Origin of the sequence: Halomonas saccharevitans, from assembly GCF_032333995.1 — a bacterium.
Taxonomy (GTDB): domain Bacteria; phylum Pseudomonadota; class Gammaproteobacteria; order Pseudomonadales; family Halomonadaceae; genus Halomonas; species Halomonas saccharevitans.
Genome location: NZ_JAVXUR010000003.1, coordinates 358,270 through 379,870 on the forward strand (window position 1 = coordinate 358,270; position 21,601 = coordinate 379,870).

Annotated in this window: 20 protein-coding genes; 13 read left to right on the forward strand and 7 right to left on the reverse strand. The window is 68.8% G+C overall.

Annotated elements, in window-relative coordinates; all coding sequences use genetic code 11:
• The first annotated feature begins 107 nt into the window (after nucleotides 1-107).
• Together ilvD and RSO68_RS09720 are read left to right on the forward strand one after the other, a co-directional pair.
• Nucleotides 108-1,952, forward strand: a complete 1,845-nt coding sequence (gene ilvD, locus RSO68_RS09715; RefSeq protein WP_315586447.1) for a dihydroxy-acid dehydratase — start codon at nucleotides 108-110, stop codon at nucleotides 1,950-1,952.
• 103 nt (nucleotides 1,953-2,055) lie between these two features.
• Nucleotides 2,056-3,162, forward strand: a complete 1,107-nt coding sequence (locus tag RSO68_RS09720; protein WP_089848436.1) for an oxidoreductase — start codon at nucleotides 2,056-2,058, stop codon at nucleotides 3,160-3,162.
• A gap of 64 nt (nucleotides 3,163-3,226) precedes the next feature.
• On the opposite strand, the gene nudE is transcribed toward RSO68_RS09720, so the two are convergent.
• Nucleotides 3,227-3,832: an ADP compounds hydrolase NudE gene (gene nudE, locus RSO68_RS09725; RefSeq protein ID WP_089848438.1), complete on the reverse strand. Its 606-nt coding sequence runs from the start codon at nucleotides 3,830-3,832 to the stop codon at nucleotides 3,227-3,229.
• A 148-nt stretch (nucleotides 3,833-3,980) separates the two neighbouring features.
• On the opposite strand from nudE, the gene yrfG reads away from it, so the two are divergent.
• The 9 genes from yrfG (at nucleotide 3,981) to RSO68_RS09770 (ending at nucleotide 14,034) form a co-directional block, all read left to right on the forward strand.
• Nucleotides 3,981-4,700 (forward strand): GMP/IMP nucleotidase, encoded by a 720-nt coding sequence (gene yrfG, locus RSO68_RS09730; protein WP_315586448.1) that lies wholly within the window; start codon nucleotides 3,981-3,983, stop codon nucleotides 4,698-4,700.
• The gene (hslR, locus tag RSO68_RS09735) at nucleotides 4,693-5,079 is read left to right on the forward strand and encodes a ribosome-associated heat shock protein Hsp15 (RefSeq protein ID WP_315586449.1); all 387 of its coding nucleotides are present in this window, start codon (nucleotides 4,693-4,695) and stop codon (nucleotides 5,077-5,079) included. The genes yrfG and hslR overlap by 8 nt, the downstream gene beginning before the upstream one ends.
• Before the next feature lie 123 nt (nucleotides 5,080-5,202).
• Nucleotides 5,203-6,078, forward strand: a complete 876-nt coding sequence (gene hslO / locus RSO68_RS09740; RefSeq protein WP_315586450.1) for an Hsp33 family molecular chaperone HslO — start codon at nucleotides 5,203-5,205, stop codon at nucleotides 6,076-6,078.
• A 278-nt stretch (nucleotides 6,079-6,356) separates the two neighbouring features.
• The gene (locus tag RSO68_RS09745) at nucleotides 6,357-7,925 is read left to right on the forward strand and encodes a phosphoenolpyruvate carboxykinase (RefSeq protein WP_089848446.1); all 1,569 of its coding nucleotides are present in this window, start codon (nucleotides 6,357-6,359) and stop codon (nucleotides 7,923-7,925) included.
• Between the two features lie 93 nt (nucleotides 7,926-8,018).
• Nucleotides 8,019-8,516 carry a peptide-methionine (R)-S-oxide reductase MsrB gene (gene msrB / locus RSO68_RS09750; protein WP_315586451.1) on the forward strand — a complete coding sequence of 166 codons (498 nt, stop codon included), beginning with the start codon at nucleotides 8,019-8,021 and terminating at the stop codon, nucleotides 8,514-8,516.
• Nucleotides 8,517-8,572: 56 nt separating this feature from the next.
• Entirely contained in the window at nucleotides 8,573-10,921 is a 2,349-nt protein-coding gene (locus tag RSO68_RS09755) for a Tex family protein (RefSeq protein WP_315586452.1), read from the forward strand.
• 87 nt (nucleotides 10,922-11,008) lie between these two features.
• A complete protein-coding gene (gene gshA, locus RSO68_RS09760) occupies nucleotides 11,009-12,643 on the forward strand; it encodes a glutamate--cysteine ligase (protein ID WP_089848452.1) in 1,635 nt (544 codons plus the stop codon).
• Nucleotides 12,640-13,176, forward strand: coding sequence for a disulfide bond formation protein B (locus RSO68_RS09765; RefSeq protein ID WP_089848454.1), 537 nt, complete (start codon nucleotides 12,640-12,642; stop codon nucleotides 13,174-13,176). Before gshA ends, RSO68_RS09765 begins: the two co-directional genes overlap by 4 nt.
• A gap of 9 nt (nucleotides 13,177-13,185) precedes the next feature.
• A complete protein-coding gene (locus tag RSO68_RS09770) occupies nucleotides 13,186-14,034 on the forward strand; it encodes an alpha/beta hydrolase (RefSeq protein ID WP_315586453.1) in 849 nt (282 codons plus the stop codon).
• Between the two features lie 104 nt (nucleotides 14,035-14,138).
• Here RSO68_RS09770 and RSO68_RS09775 read toward each other — a convergent pair whose 3' ends face one another.
• Genes RSO68_RS09775 through RSO68_RS09795 form a run of 5 tightly spaced genes read right to left on the reverse strand, consistent with a single transcriptional unit; the run spans nucleotide 14,139 to nucleotide 18,719 of the window.
• Nucleotides 14,139-14,819 carry an ABC transporter ATP-binding protein gene (locus RSO68_RS09775; protein ID WP_315586454.1) on the reverse strand — a complete coding sequence of 227 codons (681 nt, stop codon included), beginning with the start codon at nucleotides 14,817-14,819 and terminating at the stop codon, nucleotides 14,139-14,141.
• A 1-nt stretch (nucleotide 14,820) separates the two neighbouring features.
• Nucleotides 14,821-15,564, reverse strand: coding sequence for an ABC transporter ATP-binding protein (locus RSO68_RS09780; protein WP_315586455.1), 744 nt, complete (start codon nucleotides 15,562-15,564; stop codon nucleotides 14,821-14,823).
• Complete coding sequence (locus RSO68_RS09785; protein WP_315586553.1) at nucleotides 15,557-16,540, reverse strand: branched-chain amino acid ABC transporter permease; 984 nt, start codon at nucleotides 16,538-16,540, stop codon at nucleotides 15,557-15,559. The genes RSO68_RS09780 and RSO68_RS09785 overlap by 8 nt, the downstream gene beginning before the upstream one ends.
• 40 nt (nucleotides 16,541-16,580) lie before the next feature.
• On the reverse strand, nucleotides 16,581-17,501 hold the full coding sequence (locus tag RSO68_RS09790; RefSeq protein WP_315586456.1) for a branched-chain amino acid ABC transporter permease: 921 nt from the start codon (nucleotides 17,499-17,501) through the stop codon (nucleotides 16,581-16,583).
• A gap of 60 nt (nucleotides 17,502-17,561) precedes the next feature.
• Nucleotides 17,562-18,719 carry an ABC transporter substrate-binding protein gene (locus RSO68_RS09795; protein WP_315586457.1) on the reverse strand — a complete coding sequence of 386 codons (1,158 nt, stop codon included), beginning with the start codon at nucleotides 18,717-18,719 and terminating at the stop codon, nucleotides 17,562-17,564.
• 330 nt (nucleotides 18,720-19,049) lie between these two features.
• Between RSO68_RS09795 and rsd the strand changes: the two genes are divergently transcribed.
• Both rsd and RSO68_RS09805 read left to right on the forward strand, forming a co-directional pair.
• Nucleotides 19,050-19,550 carry a sigma D regulator gene (rsd, locus tag RSO68_RS09800; RefSeq protein ID WP_089848465.1) on the forward strand — a complete coding sequence of 167 codons (501 nt, stop codon included), beginning with the start codon at nucleotides 19,050-19,052 and terminating at the stop codon, nucleotides 19,548-19,550.
• Nucleotides 19,551-19,792: 242 nt separating this feature from the next.
• Complete coding sequence (locus RSO68_RS09805; RefSeq protein ID WP_089848467.1) at nucleotides 19,793-20,767, forward strand: malate dehydrogenase; 975 nt, start codon at nucleotides 19,793-19,795, stop codon at nucleotides 20,765-20,767.
• Between the two features lie 88 nt (nucleotides 20,768-20,855).
• Here the strand turns inward: RSO68_RS09805 and RSO68_RS09810 are convergent, their stop codons facing one another.
• Nucleotides 20,856-21,512, reverse strand: coding sequence for a histidinol-phosphatase (locus RSO68_RS09810; RefSeq protein WP_089848469.1), 657 nt, complete (start codon nucleotides 21,510-21,512; stop codon nucleotides 20,856-20,858).
• Nucleotides 21,513-21,601: the final 89 nt, after the last annotated feature.

The following is a 21,601-nucleotide window of genomic DNA, read 5'->3' on the forward strand; positions in this document are numbered from 1 at the left end:
CCGGGCGCGTGACAGAATCTTTTTCCTGGACACGAGAACCGCCCCGGACTCCTCGCGCGAGCGAGGAGACGAGGGTGGCATGCATGAAGATAAAAGAAGAGGACACCATGCCCGAATATCGCTCCCGCACCACCACTGCCGGTCGTAACATGGCCGGTGCCCGCGCCCTGTGGCGTGCCACCGGCATGAAGGACGAGGACTTCCATAAGCCGATCATTGCCGTGGCCAACTCCTTCACCCAGTTCGTGCCCGGCCACGTGCACCTGAAGGACATGGGCCAGCTGGTGGCCCGGGAGATCGAGAAGGCCGGCGGGGTGGCCAAGGAGTTCAACACCATCGCCGTGGACGACGGCATCGCCATGGGCCATGACGGCATGCTCTATTCGCTGCCGAGCCGCGACCTGATCGCCGATAGCGTCGAGTACATGGTCAATGCCCACTGCGCCGATGCGCTGGTGTGCATCTCCAACTGCGACAAGATCACTCCCGGGATGCTGATGGCCGCGATGCGCCTCAACGTGCCGGTGATCTTCGTCTCCGGCGGGCCCATGGAGGCGGGCAAGACCAAGCTGCTGGACCACGGCCTGGATTTGGTCGATGCCATGGTCATGGCCGCCGACGACAGCGTCGACGAGGCGACCCTCAACGAGGTCGAGCGCAGCGCCTGCCCGACCTGCGGCAGCTGCTCGGGCATGTTCACCGCCAACTCCATGAACTGCCTGATGGAGGCGCTGGGCCTGGCGCTGCCCGGCAACGGCACGGTGCTGGCCACCCACGCCGATCGCCGCCGGCTGTTCGAGAACGCCGGCCACCGTATCGTCGAGCTGGCCAAGCGCGTCTACGAGGGTGACGAGGCGCACCTGCTGCCTCGCGCCATCGGCTCCAAGGCGGCGTTTCGCAATGCCATGACCCTGGACATCGCCATGGGCGGCTCCACCAACACCATCCTGCACCTGCTGGCCGCGGCCCAGGAGGCCGAAGTCGACTTCACCATGACCGACATCGATCGGTTGTCCCGCGAAGTCCCGCAGCTGTGCAAGGTCGCGCCCAACACCCAGAAGTACCATATCGAGGACGTGCACCGAGCCGGCGGCATCATGGCGATCCTCGGCGAGCTCGACCGCGCCGGGGTGCTCGATACCCGGGTGCCCACCGTCTACGGCGACAGCCTGGCCGCGGCGCTGGAGGAGTGGGACATCATGCGCTCGCCGAGCCCCGAGGTGGTGGAGTTCTTCCGCGCCGGCCCCGGCGGCATTCCCACCCAGACCGCCTTTTCCCAGAACGCGCGCTGGCCGAGCCTAGATGGCGATCGCGCCACCGGCTGCATCCGCGATCTCGAGCACGCCTTCTCCCTGCAGGGCGGCCTCGCCGTGCTCAAGGGCAACATCGCCGTCGACGGCTGCGTGGTGAAGACCGCCGGCGTCGATGATTCGATCCTGGTCTTCGAGGGGCGCGCCCACGTGGTGGAGTCCCAGGACCAGGCGGTCGAGCATATCCTCGCCGACAAGGTCAGCGAGGGCGACGTGGTGGTGATCCGCTACGAGGGTCCCAAGGGCGGCCCGGGCATGCAGGAGATGCTCTATCCGACCAGCTACCTGAAGTCCAAGGGGCTCGGGAAGGCGTGCGCGCTGCTCACCGACGGGCGCTTCTCCGGCGGCACCTCGGGGCTCTCCATCGGCCACGTCTCGCCGGAGGCGGCCGCGGGCGGCGCCATCGGGCTGGTCGAGAGTGGCGATCGCATCCGCATCGATATCCCCAACCGCACCATCGACGTGCTCCTGGACGACGCCACCCTGGCGTCACGCCGGGCGGCCGAGGAGGCGCGAGGCATCGAGGCCTGGAAGCCGAGCCTCGAGCGACCCCGTCGCGTGTCGGCCGCCCTCAAGGCCTATGCGCTGCTGGCGACCTCCGCCGACAAGGGGGCGGTGCGCGATCTGACGAAGCTGGACTAGGCTGGAAGTACTAAGCTGGAAGGACTGGGCTGGAATCAGCCTAGCCCGCATGCGCACCCCGGCCGGCGCTGGGGCCCGTGTCATCAGCAGGGAAGCCAGCACCATGAAGACACAGACGGTAAGCGTTGGTCTGGTGGGTTACGGCACGGCCGGACGCACCTTCCATGCGCCGCTCATCCAGGCGGCGCCGGGGCTGGAGCTCGCAAGCGTGGTCAGCACGCATCCCGAGCGGGTCCAGGCCGATCATCCGGCGGTCGAGGTGCTACCCAAGCTCGCCCAGCTGCTGGCGCGCCGCGACATCGACCTGGTGGTGATCGCCACCCCCAACGAGACCCACTTCCCGCTGGCCAAGGCCGCCCTCAACGCCGGCAAGCACGTGGTGATCGACCAGCCCTTCTGCGTCACCGCCTCCGAGGCGCGCCTGCTCAAGGCGCAGGCCGACGGGGCGAATCGCCTGCTCAGCGTCTTCCACAATCGCCGCTGGGACAGCGACTTCCTGACCCTCAAGGCGCTGATCGACGAGGGCACCCTGGGGCGGGTGGTGGCCCTGGAGTCGCGCTTCGATCGCTTCCGTCCCCGGGTCACCGACCGCTGGCGTGATCGCCACAAGCCCGGCAGCGGCATCTGGTACGATCTGGGGCCGCACCTGCTCGATCAGGTCCATGAGCTCTTCGGCATGCCCAGGGCGATCCTGCTGGAGCTCGCCACCGCCCGCGAGGGAGCCGAGGTCGACGACGACTTCCTGGCACTGCTGGAGTACGACCACCTGCGGGTGACCCTGCAGGCCAGCTCCCTGGTGGCCGATCCGACGCCGCGCTTCCGGGTGCATGGCACCCGCGGCAGCTTCGTGAAGTACGGCCTGGACCCTCAGGAGGGGTGGCTCAAGGCGGGGCAGTCGCCGACACCGGGTTGGGGCGTGGATCCCTCGCCCGGCACCCTCACCCTGGACGAGGCGCCAGGGGAGGGCGGTGGCAATCGCGAGACGGTCACCCTGGCGAGCCGCGAGGCGCCGGCCGTGCCGGGCGACTACGGCACCTACTACGCCGGTATCGTCCGCGCGCTGCTCGAGGGAGCGCCGCCGCCGGTGACCGGAGAATCGGCCCTGGAGGTGATGACCCTGCTGGAGACCGGGCTAGACAGCTATCGACAGGGCCGCTGGGTGAAGCTCAAGGAGAGCGGCAGCAAGCTGCGCCGGCTGCACAGCCGCTAGCGGGGAAGGTCCGGAACCACCCGGTCGTTCCGGCCGGGCGGTCTTGCTCGAGGACCTTCCGGGCTCACCAGAGCCCGGTGTCGTCCGGGGCGTCGCTGCGCAGCTTGTCCCTGGCGATGTAGAGCGCCGCGATGGCGCGCGCCTCGTGGAAGTCCTCCCGCGCCAGCAGCCCCGAGAGCTCGTCGATGGCGTGGGTCTCGACGATCAGCGGCTCCGGCTCGTCGCCGGGCAGGCGCTTCGGATAGAGGTCGGTGGCCAGCAGCACCTGCATGCGATGGCGCATGTAGTTGGGCGCCAGCGACAGCTCGATCAGCGGCTCGATGCGATGGGCGCCGAAGCCGCACTCCTCCATCAGCTCGCGGTTGGCCGCGGTGACGAGATCCTCGCCGGGGTCGACCAGCCCCTTTGGCAGGGTCAGCACATAGTCCTCGAAGCCGGCGGCGTACTCGCGAATCAGCAGCACGTGCTCCGGGTCCGGCATGGCCACGATCATCACGGCGCCGACGCCCTGGCCGGTCCCGATCAGCCGCTCGAAGGTGCGCTCGGCGCCGTTGGCGAAGCGCAGGTCCAGCTCCTCCACGTGGAACAGGCGACTGCGCGCCACGCTGCGCCGGTCGAGGATCTGCGGCCGGGTGGGCCAGGGCCGGGAGGTATCGTGCGGGTCTGACATGGCAAGACTCCGTGTGGCGGGAGCGTGTGGCAGCGGCGATGACGCGCGATATCCAAGGCCCGAGGGCCGGGAGGTCGATATGCGTCATGCCTGGCGATTCGATACAATACTACGTCTCAACCGCCCCCGACTCACTCCCGGAGTAGCGATGATCGACTGGCGCGCCATCGATACCGTCCTGTTGGACATGGACGGCACCCTGCTGGACCTGCACTTCGACAGCCACTTCTGGCTCGAGCACCTGCCGCGGCGCTACGTCGAGCTGCACCGCCTGGACGAATCGACCCAGGAGGAGATTCGCGCGCGGATCATCCGTGAGCAGGGCACCCTCAACTGGTACAGCCTGGCCTACTGGAGCCGCGAGCTGGGGGTCGACGTGGTCGCCCTCAAGCGCGAGGTGCAGCACCTGATCGGCCTGCGCAGCGACGCCCTGGATTTTCTGCAGTGGTTGAAGGCGGCTCACCCCCGGGTCGTGCTGGCCACCAACGCCGACCGCGAGAGCCTGGCGCTCAAACTGCCGCTGACCGGGCTGGAGGAGTACCTCGACGCCATCGTCTCCTCGGCGGACCTGGGCGTTCCCAAGGAAGAGCAGGCCTTCTGGTTCGCCCTCCAGGAGCAGGAACCCTTCGATCCCGAGCGGACGCTGTTCATCGACGACAACGCCTCGGTGCTCGAGAGCGCCCGCGAGTTCGGCATCCGCCACCTGCTGGGCATCAAGCAGCCCGACAGCCGCCGGCCCGAGAAGGAGCTCGAGGAGTTCATCGCCCTGGATCGCTTCGCCAACCTGCTGCCCGAGGAGCGACCGCCCGTCCCGGGAGAGCGCCCTGACGCAGATCCTGAAGCAGGTCCTGGAGAGCGCCATGGATAGCGTGCGGCTCGACAAGTGGCTCTGGGCGGCGCGCTTCTTCAAGACCCGGGCGCTCGCCAAGAAGGCCATCGAGGGCGGCAAGGTCCAGTACAACGGCGCCCGGGCCAAGACCAGCAAGGGCGTCGAGGTCGGCGCGCTGATCCGGGTCCCTCAGGGCTGGGACACCCTGGAGGTCGAGGTAGTGGATCTCTCCGGCCAGCGGCGCGGCGCCCCCGAGGCGCGCGCGCTCTACCGCGAGACCGCCGAGAGCGTCGCCCGTCGCGAGCGTGAAGCCGAGGCCCGACGCCTGACCAATCAGGCCATGCAGCACCCGCTCAAGCGTCCCGACAAGAAGCAGCGCCGCGAGATCAAGCGCTTCCAGGAACGCTCCGGCGAGTGAGCCGCCGCGCCGGGGCCAGCGCTCGCCATGACCGGAAGGCCCCGGTCTCGGCATTCCAGGCTCCGGCCACCCCGATTTTGCACATGCCCGTCCTTGCTATTCATCTTTCAGGTGTCAGACGACATGAACGACCAGATTCAGCGTTTTCTCTTCGAGCGCACCAACGTGCGCGGCGAGATCGTCACCCTCGAGCGCGCCTATGCCGAGGTGCTCGAGCGTCACGACTACCCGGGTGCGGTGAACCACCTGCTGGGCGAGTTGCTCTGTGCGGTGGCGCTGCTCACCGACACCGTCAAGCTCGACGGCACCCTTAGCATCGAGGTGCGCGGCCAGGGAGCGCTCTCTCTGCTGATGGCCGAATCCAATCCCGGCGGCGAGCTGCGCGCCATCGCCCGCCTGGACGAGGAGGCCGCGATTCCCGGCGACGCCGCTGATTTCCGCCAGCTGGTGGGCGAGGGGCAGATCGTGATCACGCTGGACCCCACCGATGGCCAGCGCTATCAGGGGATCGTGGCCCTGGAGCACGACAGCCTGGCGGGCTGCCTGGGCGCCTACTTCGCCCAGTCCGAGCAGCTGCCCACCCGGCTGTGGCTCTGCGCCGACGGAAAGCGGGCCGGCGGGCTCCTGCTGCAGCGCCTGCCCGACGAATCGCTCAACCAGGACGACGATGCCTGGGAGCGCACCGTGCACCTGGCCGAGACGCTCAAGAACGAGGAACTGCTGGGCCTCGAGCCGCTCGAGGTGCTGCGTCGGCTGTATCACGAGGAGGAAGTGCGGGTCTTCGATCCCAAGGCGCTCTACTTCGGCTGTACCTGCTCTCGAGAGCGTATCGCCGGCGCCCTGCTGGGGCTGGGGGCGCAGGAGCTCCGCGAGGTGCTGGCCGAGCAGGGCGGCATCGAGACCCAGTGCCACTTCTGCCACACCCGCTATCCGTTCACCGCCGCCGAGATCGAGGCGATGCTGGACGATCCCGAGGGAGCCTCGCCCACGCTGCACTGAACAGGCGTCCGTCGGCGCATTCCGTGCTGCGCTGCAGTACGGAATATTGGAGTGAGATGTAGTGAACGGCGCCGATGTAGTAGTAAAACTACAAGAACTCCGCCCAAGAACGGCGTTTCCTGGCGGCCGGCTTTTTGCCATAATGACGCCGATTTTCCGGTTCGATCGTCCAGCGAACAGACGGGCACACCCCGCAAGCGGCGATCTGGCACGACCCACGTTGCGTCACCGACGCCCGGCACACGAGAGAGAAGCGGCCGCAAGGCCCAGGAAATGACATGACCACGACTCAAGCCGCCCCCCAGCAAGCCGCCACTTCCCACGTCAACCTCAGCAGCGCCGAGCTGATCGAGCGGGCGGTGGCCAGCGGGGAAGGTCGCCTGGCCGCCAACGGTGCCCTGGTGGTGAACACCGGCGCGCGCACCGGTCGCTCCCCCAAGGATCGCTACATCGTCGACGAGCCGAGCACCAGCGGTCAGATCGACTGGGGCAGCGTCAACCGCCCCTTCCCGGCGGAGCGTTTCGATGCGCTCTGGACTCGCGTCGAAGAGTACCTGGGCAGCGGCGAGTCCTATGTCTCCGAGCTGCACGTGGGCAGCGATCCGGTCCACCATCTGCCGGTGCGCGTCACCACCGAGACCGCCTGGCACAACCTGTTCGGCCGCACCATGTTCGTGCGCCCCGAGGCCTTCAATCCCTCGGCCAAGGACGAGTGGACCATCCTCAACGCGCCCTTCTTCGTATGCGACCCGGCACGGGACGGCACCAACTCCGAGGGCTGCGTGATCCTCAACTTCGCCCAGAAGAAGGTGCTGATCGCCGGCATGCGCTACGCCGGTGAGATGAAGAAGGCGATGTTCTCGGTGCTTAACTTCCTGCTGCCGGCCGCCGACGTGCTGCCGATGCACTGCTCCGCCAACGTGGGCGAGGACGGCAACACCACGCTGTTCTTCGGCCTCTCCGGCACCGGCAAGACCACCCTGTCCGCCGACCCGGCGCGTTTCCTGATCGGCGATGACGAGCACGGCTGGGGCCCGGGCACCGTCTTCAACTTCGAGGGCGGCTGCTATGCCAAGTGCATCGACCTCTCCGAGAAGAACGAGCCGATCATCTGGAACGCCATCAAGTTCGGCACCGTGCTGGAAAACGTGGTCCTCGACGACCGTCGCCAGCCGGACTTCGCCGACGACAGCCTGACCCAGAACTCCCGCGCCGCCTACCCGCTGGAGCACGTCGAGAAGCGCGTGGCCGAGAACCGCGCCGACGAGCCCAACGCCATCGTCTTCCTGACCTGCGACATGAGCGGCGTGCTGCCACCGGTCTCCGTGCTCTCCAAGGAAGCCGCGGCCTACCACTTCCTCTCCGGCTACACCGCCAAGGTCGGCTCCACCGAGGTCGGCTCCTCGGCCGGCCTCGAGGCGACCTTCTCCACCTGCTTCGGCGCGCCGTTCTTCCCGCGCCCGGCACGCGAGTACGCCGATCTGCTGATCCGCCGCGTGGCCGAGCAGGATGCCCAGGTCTATCTGGTCAACACCGGCTGGACCGGCGGCGCCTACGGCGAGGGCGGCGCGCGCTTCTCCATCCCGACCACCCGCGCCATCATCAGCGCCATCCAGTCCGGCGTGCTGCGCGACGTCGAGACGCGCATGGTCGAGGGCCTGAACCTGGCCGTGCCCACCGCCGTGCCGGGCGTCGACTCCAGCCTGCTCGACCCGCGTGAGACCTGGGAAGATCAGGCCGCCTACGATCGCCACCTGGGCGAACTGGTCGCCAAGTTCGTCGACAACTTCAAGAAGTTCGACGGCGTCAACGAGGCCATCGTCAAGGCCGGTCCCAGCCTGATCTGACGGCCGACCATCGCGAACCGTTGGCCTGGCCGGCGGTCTGAAGGGGGAAGGGCACAAGCCCTTCCCCCTTTTCGTAGCCAGACGGAGACCCCCATGAAGCGACGTCAATTCCTCGGACTGGTCGGTGCAGGCGGCATCGCGAGCCTGGTGCCCGGCTTTGCACTGGCGCGTCCCAAGCCCGACCTCACCCGCGCCGACGACATCGAGTTGCTGGAGCTCTCCGAGGCCGAGTGGCGTGAGCGGCTGAGCGACGCCCGCTTCGAGATTCTGCGCGAGGCGGGCACCGAGCCGGCCTACTCGAGCCCGCTGGACAAGGAGACCCGCCAGGGCGAGTATCGCTGCGCCGGCTGCGAGCTGCTGCTTTTTACCAGCGACATGAAGTATGACTCCGGCACCGGCTGGCCGAGCTTCTTCGAGCACGTCGAGGGCCACCTGCTGACCAGCGTCGACTATTTCCTGGTCTTCCCGCGCACCGAATACCACTGCGCTCGCTGCGGCGGCCACCAGGGCCACATCTTCGAGGACGGCCCCGAGCCGACGGGTCTGCGCTGGTGCAACAACGGCCTGGCGCTGCGATTCGTCCCCGCCTGAATCTCGAGTGTGATACCTTGTTGTGATCGTCTGGACGTTTGATTGCCAAGGATTTCATGGACGCACACGACAAGATCATTGCCCGCCTCGCCGAGGAACTCGCCGTTCGTCCGCCGCAGGTCTCGGCCACGGTGGAACTGCTGGATGGCGGGGCCACCGTGCCCTTCATCGCCCGCTACCGCAAGGAAATCACCGGCGGGCTGGATGACATCCAGCTGCGCCAGCTCCACGAGCGGCTCGCCTACCTGCGCGAGCTCGAGGAGCGCCGCGGGGCGGTGCTCGCCGCGATCGACGAGCAGGGAAAGCTGACCGACGCCCTGGCCGACAGCATCCGCGCCGCCGACACCAAGCAGCGCCTGGAAGACCTCTACCTTCCCTACAAGAAGAAGCGTCGCACCAAGGCCCAGATCGCCCGCGAGGCCGGCCTCGAGCCGCTGGCCGAGGCGCTGCTCGGTGACCCGACCCTCACCCCCGAGATCGAGGCGGCCAAGTACCTTCGTGCCGCGGAGGATGACATCCCCGCCGTAGAGGACGCCAAGGCGGCCCTGGATGGCGCCAAGCAGATCCTCATGGAACGCTTCGCCGAGGACCCCGAACTGGTGGGGCGCCTGCGCGAGCGGCTATGGAGCGAGGGCGAGCTCTGTGCCCGGCTGATCGCCGGCAAGGAGCAGGAGGGTGCCAAGTTCTCCGACTACTACGAGCACGACGAGACGCTCGCCAAGGTGCCGTCGCACCGCGCGCTGGCAATGTTCCGCGGCCGCAACGAGGGCGTGCTGGCGCTGACCCTGCGCCTGCCCGGTGAGGACGAGGCGCCGATCCATCCGGCCCAGGTGGCCATTGCCAAGCACTTCTCGATCAGCGACCAGGGGCGTCCCGCCGACCGCTGGCTCGCCGAGGTGGTGCGCTGGACCTGGCGCGTCAAGCTCTACACCCACCTCGAGACCGAGCTGATGGGGCGGCTGCGCGAGCGCGCCGAGCTGGAGGCCATCGAGGTCTTCGCCGCCAATCTCAAGGATCTGCTGCTGGCCGCCCCGGCGGGACAGAAGGCGACGCTGGCCATCGATCCGGGCCTGCGTACCGGCTGCAAGGTGGCGGTGGTCGATGCTACCGGCCAGTTCCTCGAGCATGCCACCATCTATCCCCATGCGCCCCGCAACGCCTGGGCGGCCTCCCTGGCCGAGCTCTCGCGGCTCGTCAAGAAGCACGACGTGGCGCTGATCGCCGTGGGCAACGGCACCGCCAGCCGCGAGACCGACCGCCTGGCCGGCGAGCTGGTCAAGGGCATGTCCGAGACGCACCGACTCGCCAAGGTGATGGTCAGCGAGGCGGGCGCCTCGGTCTACTCCGCCTCGGAATACGCCTCCCGGGAGTTCCCGGACCTCGACGTCAGCATCCGCGGCGCGGTCTCCATCGCCCGGCGCCTGCAGGACCCGCTGGCCGAGCTGGTCAAGATCGAACCCAAGTCCATTGGCGTGGGCCAGTACCAGCACGACGTCTCCCAGCTGCAGCTCTCCAAGAGCCTCGAGGCGGTGATCGAGGACTGCGTCAACGCCGTGGGGGTGGACCTCAACACCGCCTCGAGCGCCTTGCTCTCCCGGGTCGCCGGCCTCAACACGGCGCTGGCCGACAACATCGTTGCCCGGCGTAACGCCGAGGGCGCCTTCACCAGCCGTCGGGCGCTGCTCGACGTCAGCCGCCTGGGCCCCAAGACCTTCGAGCAGTGTGCGGGCTTTCTGCGCATCATGAACGGCGACAACCCGCTGGACTCAAGCGCCGTTCACCCCGAGGCCTATCCGCTGGTGGAGCGCATCGCCCAGCGCAGCGGCCGCGAGCTGGCCGGGCTGATCGGCGACAGCGCCACCCTCAAGTCGCTCAAGCCGGCCGAGTTCGCCGATGAGCGCTTCGGCGTGCCCACCGTCAGCGATATCCTCGCCGAGCTCGACAAACCGGGCCGCGACCCGCGCCCCGAGTTCAAGGCGGCCGAGTTCCGCGAGGGCGTCGAGACGCTCAAGGATCTCGAGCCGGGCATGATCCTCGAGGGCAGCGTGACCAACGTCACCCACTTCGGCGCCTTCGTCGACATCGGCGTGCACCAGGACGGCTTGGTGCACATCTCGGCGCTCTCCGAGCGCTTCGTCGAGGACCCGCGCAGCGTGGTCAAGGCCGGCGATATCGTCCGGGTCAAGGTGATGAGCGTGGATATTCCTCGCTCGCGCATCGGCCTGACCATGCGGCTGAGCGATCAGCCGGAAGAGGCCCAGGGCGACGACCGGCCCGCCACCAAGGCCCGCCGCAGCGGCGGCGAGGCGCGCGGCAAGGGGGGGCGCGGCAACAAGGCCCCGGAGCAGGGCGGCCAGATGGGCGCCCTGGGCGCGGCGCTCCTGAAGGCCAAGAAGGGTCGCTGAGCGTGACGCGCCGCTGCCCTTGAAGCGACATGCGGCGGCGCCCTAATCTGATGCTTGTCGGGCGCCCAGGCGCCCGCTTTTTTCCATATGGTGACCAACTTGTCCGAATCGCTTATCGCCCGCGTCGATCGACTCAAGGGGCTGGCCGACCAGGGGCGCGTCGGCCGACTGCGTCGCGGCATCGAAAAGGAGGGGCTGCGCGTCGACGGCGAGGGGCGCATCGCCGCCACGCCGCATCCGGCCGCCCTGGGGTCCAAGCTGACCCATCCGCACATCACCACCGACTACTCCGAGGCGCTGCTGGAGTACATCACGCCGGTCTACTGTCGGCCGGGCGATGCCATGGCCTTCCTCGCCGACCTGCACCGCTTCAGCTACCGCCACCTGGGCGCTGAGCTGATCTGGCCGGCCAGCATGCCGGCGCGACTCGACGGCAACGACAGCGTGCCCATCGCCGACTACGGCGACTCCAACATCGGCGTGATGAAGACCGTCTATCGCAAGGGGCTGGACCTGCGCTACGGGCGGATCATGCAGTCCATCGCCGGGGTGCACTACAACGTCTCGCTGCCCGATGATCTCTGGCAGCTGCTGCGCGAGCTCGAGGGCAACACCGACACGTCTCTCGAGGACTACCGCTCGGCGCGCTACTTCGGCCTGATCCGCAACTTCCGTCGCCACAGCTGGCTGCTGCTCTACCTGTTCGGCGCCTCGCCGGCGCTCGATCGCAGCTTCCTCCCGGACGGCCGGGTGCCCGAGAAGCTCGCGCCCCATGGCGAGAGCACCCTGGTGTCGCGCCATGCCACCAGCCTGCGCATGTCGGATCTGGGCTACCAGAACAAGGTCCAGGAGCAGCTCAAGATCTGCTTCAACTCGCTCTCCAACTACGTCAACACCCTGCGTCACGCCATCGCCACCCCGTGGCAGGATTACCGGCGGCTGGGCGTGGACGAGGGTGGCGAGTGGCGCCAGCTCAACGCCAACATCCTGCAGATCGAGAACGAGTACTACAGCGATATCCGCCCCAAGCGGGTGGCGCGCCACGACGAGACCCCCAGCCAGGCGCTGGAGGCCCGCGGGGTCGAGTACATCGAGGTGCGCTGCCTGGACCTCAATCCCTTCCTGCCGCTGGGCGTCGACGAGACCCAGATCCGCTTCCTCGACACCTTCCTGATGTGGTGCCTGCTCAGCGAGAGCCCGTGGATCCCCGACGACGAGTGCGATCGGCTGGACGACAACCGTCGCCTGGTGGTCGAGCGCGGCCGGGACCCGGCCCTGCGCCTGCTTCAGGACGGCCGGCATCGCTCCATCGCCGACTGGGGCGGAGAAATACTCGCCGAGATGGTCCCGGTGGCCGAGCTGCTCGACCGGCTGGAGGAGGGCGAGCCCCACGGCGAGGCCCTGGCCGCCCTGACGCCGCTGCTGGAGGATCCGGCCCTGACGCCCTCCGGGCGGCTGCTGGCTCGTCTCGAGTCGACCGGCGAGTCCTTCCTCGAGGCCATGCTCGGCCTCGCTCGTGAACAGGCCGAGGGCTTTCGCGATACTCCCATGGACCCGGCCCGGGAGGCCCTGTTCGACGAACTGGTGGCGAGTTCCCGCGACCAGCAGGCGGACCTCGAGGCCGCTGACGAGGAGGACTTCGATACCTTCCTGGCCCGCTACTTCGAACGCGCCCGCGAGGTCCGAAGCGTCACCCCCCTGCAGGCGGGGGAGCGCTCATGATCGACGATCTGCGGCGCTTGGACGTGCGCGCCTGGAGTCTCGCCGGGCTCGCCTTCTGCGTGCTGATGATGGGCGTGGCCCTCGCGCTCGAACATGTCGTCGGCCTGGAGCCCTGCCCGCTCTGCATCCTCCAGCGCCTCGCGGTGCTGGCCGCCGCCGCGGTGTTCCTGGTGGCTGCGATCCACAACCCCGTCGGGCGGCTGGGGGCGGTGCTCTACGGCCTGCTGTCGCTTGCCGCCGTGGGCGGCGGCATCGCCGTGGCGGGGCGTCATCTGTGGCTGCAGTCGCTGCCGGCGGACCAGGTGCCGAGCTGCGGCCCGGGGCTCGACTACATGATGGAGATCCTGCCCTGGCAGCAGGTGCTGTCCCAGGTGCTTTCCGGTTCCGGGGAGTGCGCCGAGATTGGCATCCGGGTGCTGGGCCTCTCGCTGCCCGGCTGGACCCTGGTCGGCTTTCTGATCCTCGCGCTGGTCCCGCTGGGCCTGCTGCTCGCGGCCAACCGGACGCGTGGCGGCTACCACTGGGCCGGCTAGGCGATCCGCGTGAGCGTCCGCCATCTGGCGACCCGGGAGGAGATCGACCGGGCCTACGACCCCATGCGGGGCCGCGATGGCGAGGCCCTGATCGCCGACTGGCGCTCGCGCAGCGCCCGGTCGCGCGAGCGCCTGCGCCTGATCCCCGACGTGGCCTACGGGCCGACGCTGGCCGAGCGCATGGACGTCTTCCCCGGCAGTGAGCCGGGCGGCCCGGTGCACCTGTTCTTGCATGGCGGCTATTGGCGCGCGCTGAGCCACGACGAGTTCGGCTTCGTCGCCGACGGCCTGGTGGCCGCGGGCATCAGCGTGGCGGTGGTCAACTACGCGCTCTGCCCCGAGGTGCGCTTCGGTGAAATCGTCCGCCAGAGCCGCGCGGCGGTGGCGTGGATGCATCGCCACGGCGCCTCGCTCGGCGTGGACCCGGGCCGGCTCAGCGTCTCCGGCCACTCCGCGGGCGGGCACCTCTGCGCCATGCTGCTCGCCACCCGCTGGGAGGAGGAGTACGGCCTGCCCCGCGACCTGATCCGCGGGGCGCTGTCGATCAGCGGCCTCTACGACCTCGCCCCCTTTCCCCGCTCCTGGCTGCAGCCCAAGCTCCGGCTCACCGACCGCGACGTGATCGACTATAGCCCCGTGCGCCAGCCGTGCCGATCACCGGCCAGAGTGAAGCTGGTCGCCGGGGGCGAGGAGCCCGAGGCGTTCGCCGGCCAGATGGCAGCCCAGGCCGCGCACCTGCGCGGGCAGGGATGCGCGGTCGACAGCGCGCTGCTGCCCGGCGACGATCACTTCTCGATCCTCGATCACTATCGCCCCGGCGGGCGCTTCGTCGACGAGATCGTCGCCTTCCACCGCTGAGGGCCTCGCCCGATGCTCGGCCGGATCGCCGGCTCGACCCCTGGCTAGCCCCCCAGTGAGATCCCTCACTAGATCTTCAGCCAGACCTTCAACTAGGCCTTCAACTAAACCCCCAGGTAACGCGCGCGCAGCGCCTCGTCCAGCGCCGCGGGTCGGCCCGTCCAGGCCGTGCGGCCCTTCTCCAGGATGGTGCAGCGATCGGCCACCGGCAGCAGCTCGCCGAGCGACTTGTCGACGATCAGGATCGACTGGCCCTCGGCCTTGAGCCGGCGCAGTGCCGACCAGATCTCTTGGCGAATCACCGGGGCCAGGCCTTCGGTGGCCTCGTCGAGCACCAGCAGGCGGGGGTTGGTCATCAGCGCCCGGCCGATGGCGAGCATCTGCTGCTCGCCGCCGGACAGGGTATCGGCCATCTGCGCTCGACGTTCGGCCAGCCGCGGGAAGAGCGCCTCGACGCCTGCCTGGTCCCAGGGCCCGGGTCGGGCGGTGGCGACGAGGTTCTCGCGCACCGAGAGGTTGGGAAAGCAGCGGCGCCCCTCGGGCACCAGCCCCAGGCCGCGCCGGGCGATGCGAAAGGCCGGCAGGCGTCGCATGTCCCGCCCTTCGAACTCGATGCGGCCTCGCCGCGCTGGGGTCAGGCCGAAGAGCGAGCGGATGGTGGTGGTCTTGCCCATGCCGTTGCGGCCCATCAGCGCCACCATCTCGCCGGCCTCGATGTGGAGGCTGACGCCGAACAGCGCCTGGGACGGCCCGTAGCAGGTCTCGAGGTCGGTGATCGTGAGCATCTCAGTCTCCCAGGTAGGCCGCCTGCACGCGCGGGTCGCGGCGGATGGCATCGACGTCGCCGTGGGCGATGACCCGGCCGTCGACCAGCACGGAGAGCCGGTCCGCCAGCCGGAAGACCGCGTCCATGTCGTGCTCGATCAGTAGGATGGGCACCTCGCGCTTGAGGGTCTCGAGTAGCTCGGTGAGCCGCGCCGAGCCCTCGGGCCCGAGGCCGGCCATCGGCTCGTCGAGCAGCAGCGCGCGGGGCTCGAGCACCAGCGCACAGGCCACCTCCACCTGGCGGCGCTCGCCATGGGAGAGCGCCGCGACCGGGGTGTCGGCGCGGTGGCCCAGGTGCACCCGTTCGAGCGCCTCGCGGGCGGGGGCCAGCAGGAGAGCATCGCGGGCGACCGGCCGCCAGAAGCGGAAGCTGTGGCCCGCCCGCGCCTGGGCGCCGATCATCACGTTGCGCAGGGCGCTGAGCGGCTCGGCCAGCGACGAGACCTGGAAGCTCCGACCCAGGCCGAGGCGGGCCCGCGCGGCGACGCCCAGGCCGGTGATGTCGCGCCCCGCGAGGCGAATGCGCCCCGCGTCGGGCCTGAGGCTGCCGGCGATCTGGGCGATCAGGGTCGACTTGCCGGCCCCGTTGGGGCCGATCAAGGCATGGATCTCGCCGGCGCGCAGCGTCAGCGAGACATCATGGGTGGCCTGAAGGGCGCCGAAGCGCTTGTGCAGGCCCTCGATCGACAGCACCGTCTCAGCCATGCGGCGTCCCCCCGGCGAGCCAGCCGATCACGCCCTGCCGGGCGAAGAGCACCACGCCGAGCAGCACCAGGCCGAGGAAGAAGAGCCAGTATTCGGTCAGCCCGCCCAGCAGGGTTTCCATCAGCACGTAGACGATGGCGCCGGCCAGCGGCCCGAAGAGGCGACCGACCCCGCCGAGGATGACGATCACCATCAGCTCGCCGGAGAAATGCCAGCTGAGCATGGCGGGGCTGACGAAGCCGTTGAGGTCGGCGTAGAGGGCGCCGGCGAGCCCGGTGATCATGGCCGAGATGACGAAGGCCGTGAGGCGGATGGGGTAGGGCGAGATGCCGGCGGTCGCCAGGCGCGTCTCGTTGAGCCGCGCCATGGTCAGGGCGGCGCCGAAGCGCGACCCCATCAGCCGCGCGGTGATCGCCATGGCGGCGAGCAGCAGGGCGAAGCAGACCAGGAAGAAGCTCAGCGGATCCTGGCTGTCGATCAGCGGCAGGCCGTTGCGCAGGTAGATCGGCAGGCCGTCCTGGCCGCCGTAGCTCGGCCAGGAGTTGGCGAAGTAGTAGACCATCTGGGCGAAGGCCAGGGTGATCATGATGAAGTAGACCCCGGAGGTGCGCAGCGAGACGGCGCCGATGGCGAGCGCCAGCAGGCCGCAGGCGAGCAGCGCCACCGCCCAGATCACCAGCATGTCATCGCTGCCGGGCAGGCCCAGCAGCAGGCTGCCGTCGAAGGCGTGATAGGCGCTGATGCCCGCCACGTAGCCGCCCATGCCGAAGTAGGCGGCATGCCCGAAGCTGATCATGCCGCCATGGCCCAGCGCCAGGTTGAGCCCCACGCCCGCCATCGCCACCAGCACGATGCGGGTGGCCAGGTTGACGTAGTAGGCTTCGCCCAGCAGATGGGCCACTAGCGGAGCCAGCAGGGTCAGCGTCAGCAGAGCGACGTGGACCAGCCCCTGGCGGCCGAGGCGGGGGGCGCCCATGGGGGCGGCGGCGGTGTCGTGGGGACGCTCGGTCGAGTGCTCAGTCATGGGCGGCGAAGAGTCCCTGCGGCTTGAAGGCGAGGATGACGGCCATGAGGATGTAGATCAGCATGGCGGCGAGGGCGGTGCCCACCCCGGCGGCCTCGGAGGGGCTCATGAAGAGGCCGAACAGCGCCGGCAGGAAGATGCGTCCCAGGGTATCCACCACGCCGACCAGGATCGCCCCCAGCAGCGCGCCCTTGATGGAGCCGATGCCGCCGATCACGATCACCACGAAGGCCAGGATCAGTACCGGCTCGCCCATGCCCACCTGCACCGATTGCAGCGCCCCCACCAGGGAGCCGGCGAGCCCCGCCAGGGCGGCCCCCAGGGCGAACACCAGGGTGTAGAGCCGGCGGATATCGATGCCCAGGGCACCGATCATCTCGCGATCGCTCTCGCCGGCGCGGATGCGCATGCCCAGCCGCGTGTGCGAGATCAGCAGGTAGAGGCCGGCGGCGATGAGCACGCCCACGGCGATGATCATCAGCCGGTAGACGGGATAGCGGGCGCCGCCGGGCAGGGCCACCGAGCCCGAGAGCCAGTCGGGCGGGCTGAGCCAGAGCGGCGAGGAGCCGAACAGCCAGCGCGTGCCCTCGGAGAAGATCAGGATCAGCGCGAAGGTGGCGAGCACCTGGTCCAGGTGCGAACGCTGGTAGAGGCGTCGTATCACCAGCACTTCCACCACGGCTCCCGCGGCGGCGGCCGCGAGGCTGCCGGCGGCCAGGCCCAGCAGGAAGGAGCCGGTCGAGGCGGTGGTGAGGGCGGTCACGTAGGCCCCGACCATGTAGAAGGAGCCGTGGGCCAGGTTGATCAGCCCCATGACGCCGAATACCAGCGTCAGGCCGCTGGCCATCAGGAACAGCATGGTGCCGAGCTGCAGGCCGTTGATGAGTTGCTCGATCAGCAGGGTCGCGCTCACGTCAGGGGGTCCGTGGTCGGGAAGTGGGGGAGCCGGGCCGCAGGCGGCCCGGGGGCGGGATCACATCCGGCACTGCTTGGCGTAGACGTCCTGGATGTCCTCGATGGCGAGGCCGACCAGGCGGTTGGTGGGCTTGCCGTCCGTGCCCTCGACCACCTTGCGGACGTAGATGTCCTGGATCGGGTGCTGGTTGGAGCCGAAGCGAAAGTCGCCTCGCACCGAGGCGAAGTCGGCCGCGCGCAGGGCCTCGCGGAAGGCGTCCGGGTCGTCGGGGTGCGCCTCGTCCAGGGCGCTCAGGATCAGGCGCGCGGTGTCGTAGCCCTGGGCCGCGTAGAGGGTCGGGGTGCGCTCGTGGGCCGCCCGGAAGGCCTCGACGAAGGCCCGGTTGGCCGCGTTATCCAGATCGTAGGCCCACTCCGAGGTGTTCATGGCGCCGATCGCCGCCTGGCCGACCGCCTGGATGATGATCTCGTCGAAGGAGAAGGCCGCGCCGAACACCGGCATCTCGACGCCCGAGTTCTGCCACTGCTTCATGAAGGAGATGCCCATGCCGCCGGGCAGGAAGAAGAACAGGCTGTCGGCCTCGCTGGCGCGGATCTGGGCGATCTCGGCGGCGTAGTCGGTCTGGCCGAGCTGGGTGTAGAGCTCGTCGACCACCTCGCCGCCATCCACCTCGCCCTCATAGAGGTGCTTGAAGCCGGCCAGGGCGTCGGTGCCGGCGGGGTAGTTGGGGGCCATCAGCAGCGGGCGCTCGAAGCCCTGCTCGCGCATGTAGGCGCCCATGGCGCCGTGCAGGTTGTCGTTCTGGTAGGCCACGTTGAAATAGTTCTCGTGGCACAGGCGACCGGCCAGCGCCGAGGGGCCGGCATTGGGCGAGAGGTAGAAGGTGCCCTGTCGCACCACCGAGGGCACCACGGCCATGGCCAGGTTGGACCAGATGATGCCGGTCATGATGTCGACCTCATCGCGCTGCATGAATTCGTTGGAGAGCGTCTTGGCGAGGTCCGGGCGACGGGCGTCGTCCTGGATCAGCACCTCGATGTCGTCGCGCGCCGCCTGGTCGATGGCGAGCATGAAGCCGTCGCGCACGTCGACGCCGAGATGCGAGCCGCCGCCCGAGAGCGTGGTGATCATGCCGATCCGGACTTCCTCGGCCTGGACCGTGGCCACGGCGGTCGTCATCAGCAGGCCGAGGCCGGCGCGGGTCAGCTTGTTCATGGAAATGCCCTCTGGTGTCCTGATGGGTTCATGCCGGAAGAGGCCGCACCGCGAGCTCGCTGCGCCGGTGCCGGCGATATCCCGTCGCTTTGTCGTTTAGGTCGATACGCTGTCGCTCGTCTCGGTACCGTACTATGAAAGCGCCGGCGGCCTCTCCACGCTGTGCTATCGCTTTGCCACCGCGCTTCTGCGCCGGCGGGCTGCCGGGGGCGCCACAAGGATCGCCTCGACCGACGCCCCAGGATTGACACCGTCATCGGCAGGCGCGAGTCTGGTGTCTCGCGGGCCGCGCATGCCGTCGCTACCGGCCGTCGAGCAAGGGAGGTGTCCATGCTGGAAGATTGCACGAATGCCCAGGAACGCTGGGGTGGTGTCCACCAGCTGATCGATCGTTGGCTCGAGGCGCGTCGTGCGCTGCTGGTCCACTTCGTCGATCTCAAGGCATCCTGCGATGCCGAGTTGGAGGCGGTGTCAAAGGCCCATATCGATGCCTTCAGCGAGCTGCTGATGGACTACATCAGCGCCGGCCACTTCGAGATCTATCCGCAGCTGCGCGAGGAGGCCCGTGCCTTCGACGACGAGCCCGCCCTGGCGCTGGCCGACAGGCTGATGGAGCGGCTCGAGATGTCCACCGAGCTGGTGCTCGCCTTCGACGAGGACTATGCCTCCTCGGCGCGCTGCGAACAGCACCTCGCGCGGTTGCCGGCCTGGATCGATCGCCTCACCAAGGGGCTCGGAGAACGCTTCGAGCTCGAGGATCAGTTGATCGCCCGGCTGCACGCGGCCCACTCGCCCGATGCCATTCGCACCGAGGCCGACTCCCGGGCCTGAGCGGCTCGATGGCGTTGCCGGTGCGTGGCATCAAAAGACCCCATGGGATGTCGTGTCCCATGGGGTCTCGTCGTTTCTCGGCGGTAAGGCTCACTCGGCGGGCCTAGCCGCAGGTCGAATTGAGTTTTGTGCAGTGCAGGCATAACATCTTGGCGGTTCGCATTCCGGCCAGGGTGGGCAGCCGGTCCACCGGGCTTATCCTCACGGCGACAACCCGCGCGTTGACAACCCAAGGAGCCACCATGAAAGACCCCGTCCGTATTGCCATCACCGGTGCTGCCGGCCAGATCAGCTACTCCCTCGCCTTCCGCATCGCCTCCGGCGACATGCTCGGCAAGGACCAGCCGGTCATCCTGCAGCTGCTGGAGATCACCCCGGCCATGGACGCCCTCAACGGCGTGGTGATGGAGCTCAACGACTGTGCCTTCCCGCTGGTGCAGGACATCGTGGCCACCGACGACGCCAACGTTGCCTTCAAGGATGCTGATTTCGCCCTGCTGGTCGGCGCGCGTCCGCGCGGTCCGGGCATGGAGCGCAAGGACCTGCTCGAGGCCAACGCCGCGATCTTCTCCGTTCAGGGCAAGGCGCTGAACGACCACGCCAGCCGCGACGTGCGGGTGCTGGTGGTCGGCAACCCGGCCAACACCAACGCCCTGATCGCCTCCTGCAATGCGCCGGACCTGGATGCGGGTCAGTTCACCGCGATGATGCGCCTGGATCACAACCGCGCCAAGACGCAGCTGGCCCAGAAGGCCGACAAGCACGTCACCGACGTCGAGTCCATGGTGGTGTGGGGCAACCACAGCGCGACCCAGTACCCGGATCTGGCGCACTGCAAGGTCGCCGGTACCCCGGCCCTCGAGCTGGTCGACCGCGAGTGGTACGAGAACGACTTCATCCCCACCGTGCAGCAGCGCGGCGCCGCCATCATCAAGGCGCGCGGGGCCTCCTCCGCGGCGTCTGCCGCTTCCGCCGCCATCGATCACATGCGTGACTGGGCGCTGGGCACCGACGAAGTGGTCAGCATGGGCATTCCCGCCGACGGCAGCTACGGCGTCGAACCGGGCATCATGTACTCCTACCCGGTGGTCTGCAAGAACGGTCAGTACGAGATCGTTCAGGGCCTTTCGATCGACGAGTTCAGCCGCGGCCGCATGCAGGCGACCGAGAACGAGCTGCGCGAAGAGCGCGCCGCCGTCGAGCACCTGCTGGGCTAAGCATCGCCTCTGTCGCGACACGAAAAACCCCGCCGGCCGGCGGGGTTTTTTGCGTCTGGGCATTGCCTGGATGGTCGAGGCGAGCGGCTCAGTCGCGCAGGCTGATGATGCGCCAGCCGCGGGCCTCGGCCACCTCGCGAAGGCTCGGGTCGGGGTCCACCGCCACCGGGTGCTCGACCTCCTCGAGCAGTGCCAGGTCGTTGTGGGAGTCGCTGTAGAACCAGCTGCCGTCCAGGGTCAAGTCGCGGTCGGCGAGCCATGCCTCGAGCCGCTGGACCTTGCCCTCGCGGTAGCTGGGGATGCCCAGCGCGCGACCGGTATAGCGGCCGTCGACCTTCTCGGGCTCCACGGCGATCAGCTCGTCGATGCCCAGGCGCTCGGCGATGGGGCCGGTGATGAAGCGATTGGTGGCGGTGATGATCATCAGGGTGTCGCCGCGCGAGCGGTGGCGTGCCACCAGCTCCTCGCCCCGGGAGAGGATGTGCGGCTCGATCTTGCTCGCCATGAACTGCTGGTGCCAGGAGGCGAGCTGCTCGGGACTGTTTGCCGCCAGCGGCTGCAGCGCTACCTCGAGGAAGGCCTGCATGTCCAGGGTGCCCGCCTCGTAGTCGGCCATGAAGCGGTCGTTGGCCTCCCGGTAGGCGACCGGGTCGACGGCTCCCTGTTCCAGCAGGAACTCGCCCCAGGCATGGTCGCTGTCGATCGACAGCAGCGTGTTGTCCAGGTCGAAGATGGCCAGGCTCACTGCGTTCCCCTCGGGTGTTGTTGATTTGGATGGACGCGCGCGGTGCGGTCACGGCAAGGCCATCGATTATGGCAGAAGCGATGACGCGC

What these genes read in the sequence shown, in the direction of transcription:
- RSO68_RS09720 (WP_089848436.1), top strand. Translation starts at nt 2,056, where the DNA reads ATGAAGACACAGACGGTAAGCGTTGGTCTGGTGGGTTACGGCACGGCC.
- hslR (WP_315586449.1), top strand. Translation starts at nt 4,693, where the DNA reads ATGGATAGCGTGCGGCTCGACAAGTGGCTCTGGGCGGCGCGCTTCTTC.
- gshA (WP_089848452.1), top strand. Translation starts at nt 11,009, where the DNA reads ATGGTGACCAACTTGTCCGAATCGCTTATCGCCCGCGTCGATCGACTC.
- RSO68_RS09775 (WP_315586454.1), bottom strand. Translation starts at nt 14,819, where the DNA reads ATGCTCACGATCACCGACCTCGAGACCTGCTACGGGCCGTCCCAGGCG.
- rsd (WP_089848465.1), top strand. Translation starts at nt 19,050, where the DNA reads ATGCTGGAAGATTGCACGAATGCCCAGGAACGCTGGGGTGGTGTCCAC.
- RSO68_RS09755 (WP_315586452.1), top strand. Translation starts at nt 8,573, where the DNA reads ATGGACGCACACGACAAGATCATTGCCCGCCTCGCCGAGGAACTCGCC.
- RSO68_RS09745 (WP_089848446.1), top strand. Translation starts at nt 6,357, where the DNA reads ATGACCACGACTCAAGCCGCCCCCCAGCAAGCCGCCACTTCCCACGTC.
- yrfG (WP_315586448.1), top strand. Translation starts at nt 3,981, where the DNA reads ATGATCGACTGGCGCGCCATCGATACCGTCCTGTTGGACATGGACGGC.
- RSO68_RS09805 (WP_089848467.1), top strand. Translation starts at nt 19,793, where the DNA reads ATGAAAGACCCCGTCCGTATTGCCATCACCGGTGCTGCCGGCCAGATC.
- msrB (WP_315586451.1), top strand. Translation starts at nt 8,019, where the DNA reads ATGAAGCGACGTCAATTCCTCGGACTGGTCGGTGCAGGCGGCATCGCG.
- ilvD (WP_315586447.1), top strand. Translation starts at nt 108, where the DNA reads ATGCCCGAATATCGCTCCCGCACCACCACTGCCGGTCGTAACATGGCC.
- RSO68_RS09795 (WP_315586457.1), bottom strand. Translation starts at nt 18,719, where the DNA reads ATGAACAAGCTGACCCGCGCCGGCCTCGGCCTGCTGATGACGACCGCC.
- RSO68_RS09780 (WP_315586455.1), bottom strand. Translation starts at nt 15,564, where the DNA reads ATGGCTGAGACGGTGCTGTCGATCGAGGGCCTGCACAAGCGCTTCGGC.
- nudE (WP_089848438.1), bottom strand. Translation starts at nt 3,832, where the DNA reads ATGTCAGACCCGCACGATACCTCCCGGCCCTGGCCCACCCGGCCGCAG.
- hslO (WP_315586450.1), top strand. Translation starts at nt 5,203, where the DNA reads ATGAACGACCAGATTCAGCGTTTTCTCTTCGAGCGCACCAACGTGCGC.
- RSO68_RS09765 (WP_089848454.1), top strand. Translation starts at nt 12,640, where the DNA reads ATGATCGACGATCTGCGGCGCTTGGACGTGCGCGCCTGGAGTCTCGCC.
- RSO68_RS09785 (WP_315586553.1), bottom strand. Translation starts at nt 16,540, where the DNA reads ATGGGCGCCCCCCGCCTCGGCCGCCAGGGGCTGGTCCACGTCGCTCTG.